General features: G+C 67.4%; 2 protein-coding genes and 1 pseudogene. All 3 read right to left on the minus strand.

From position 1 onward, the window contains the following. Positions 1–203: 203 nt before the first annotated feature. Entirely contained in the window at positions 204–734 is a 531-nt protein-coding gene (locus TN53_RS40465) for a hypothetical protein (protein WP_159038258.1), read from the minus strand. A gap of 419 nt (positions 735–1,153) precedes the next feature. Further along, the gene (locus tag TN53_RS49240; protein ID WP_267886605.1) at positions 1,154–1,279 is read right to left on the minus strand and encodes a hypothetical protein; all 126 of its coding nucleotides are present in this window, start codon (positions 1,277–1,279) and stop codon (positions 1,154–1,156) included. Positions 1,280–1,382: 103 nt separating this feature from the next. Beyond that, positions 1,383–1,691 (minus strand): annotated as a pseudogene (locus TN53_RS40470) (DUF1349 domain-containing protein); the annotation flags it as partial.

A 1,691-nucleotide genomic window follows, 5' to 3' on the forward strand; every position in this document is an offset into this window, starting at 1 on the left:
GGCGACGGGGCCCGGGCCGGGGATCGCGAACACCCGCATTGTCTTCACGTGTTTCCGATGACGCACCACGTTGAGTGTGTCGCTATCCTTGAATCGACCGCAAAGGGCTCCTTGCCGGGGCCGCAAGGCCATCCTCCTCACTCACCCCGCTTGGCGCCAGCGGCTCTCTGTGGCAGAAGCACACGTCGGACGCATCTTGGCACTCATCGGCTGCCCGGGCCGACGCCGTAGAGCTCGCGCAGCCGCGTGGCGATAGCCCTCACTGCACCCGCGTTGGCTTCGAAGAACTCGTCGCGGTGACTCGGATCGCTCCCAGACTCGCGGGTCCAATACATCGGGTAAGCGGCAGCTGTCAGACGTCTCACTGCCTCGATCACCGGAGGATGCAGCAGCAGAGCGGACTCATGGCTGCACCGCACTGTCGCATGCATGGCCGCTGCCCGCAGCTCCTGCCCTTCGCCACTATCGCGCCAGTCCAGTCCCGCGGCTTCCGCTCGCGCCAGGGGGATGGCGATTGCGTTCACCTTGCTCAAGAGGGCGTGAATGGCTGTGTGAACGGCGCGGAGTCCGTCACGTTCAAACGCCACTCTCTCCAGGTGAGCAGCCTGGTGCCGCTCCGTGTCGCGGACATGCTGCACGCTCTGCGTCGTCCAGCGATTACGGAACAGCTCAAGGAGGAAGCTCGCGACGAAGCCGAGGACAAGTGTGACCAAGGGCAACAGCACGTCGACCATGCCGCTTACCATCCCTGACCTGGCATGAGGTGTCTATGGCCACACTCCAGCGTGGCTGGCTGAAGTGCACAAGTGACCCATGTAGCGCGCTCGGCACATCGGCACACCAGCTCCCCGGGATGTCGCGTGCACAGAAATTTGACAGTCCCTGGCCAAACAGGCCAACTCCGTGTACAGGACCACCGGCCGGGATCGGGAAGAAGATCAGGCACGCCGAGACCGTTGAGGCCAGTCGGCTACACCGGGTCGGCCGCGCGGCCGCAGGCACTCGCGGTCCGCCTCCCCGACGGACGCGTTGCGCTCACTCAGGCACTCAGGGCACCGGCAGCAGGGCTCGATGAACACCCATTCCACGTCCGTGGTGTCCCAGGAATACCGGCGCCGACGCATGTTGGTCCGCCTCCCGCTGTCTCAGGCGGTCAGGTCGAGGGCCACGCCTTGTCGGACGACGACGGCTCCTGCCAGGTGGTCGTGGTGCGCGTGTCCACCTGCGTCGGATACGTCAACGCGGAGCCGTGGCCAGATCTCGGGAGGGAGAGCGTCATGGCGCCCGGACACCGTCTCCGAACCAACGCCGGGGCACGGGGTCCCGCGACCAGTGGTGGCAGGACCCCGGTGCCCTGACCGCGGCCGTCGCGGTCACAGCGCTCACGTCACCGTGAATCCGTCGAACGTGGCGATGCCCCGTGCGTCGGTCCAGCCGTTGGCCGCGGTCATGAAGACCCCGACGTCCTGTGCGGCGGCCGCGCCCGACGGCGTGGCCGTGCCCACCGTCGTCCAGGTGACGCCGTCCGTGCTGGCCTGGCCGGTGTACGAGGCGCCGGACCTGGTCAGCCGCAGCCGCACCGGCGCGGTGAAGGAGCCCGACAGCTCGATCGAGTCGAAACGGCCGTCGCCGTCCGCGTCCCAGCTCAGCGCGCAGCCGTTGGACGGAGTGTTCGCCAGGTTCACATAGCC

Origin of the sequence: Streptomyces sp. WM6386 (genome assembly GCF_000972385.1) — a bacterium.
In the GTDB taxonomy this organism is placed as follows: domain Bacteria; phylum Actinomycetota; class Actinomycetes; order Streptomycetales; family Streptomycetaceae; genus Streptomyces.

Excerpts from the sequence above, each read along its gene's own strand:
- TN53_RS40465 (WP_159038258.1), bottom strand. The coding sequence starts at position 734 with ATGGTCGACGTGCTGTTGCCCTTGGTCACACTTGTCCTCGGCTTCGTC.
- TN53_RS49240 (WP_267886605.1), bottom strand. The coding sequence starts at position 1,279 with ATGACGCTCTCCCTCCCGAGATCTGGCCACGGCTCCGCGTTGACGTAT.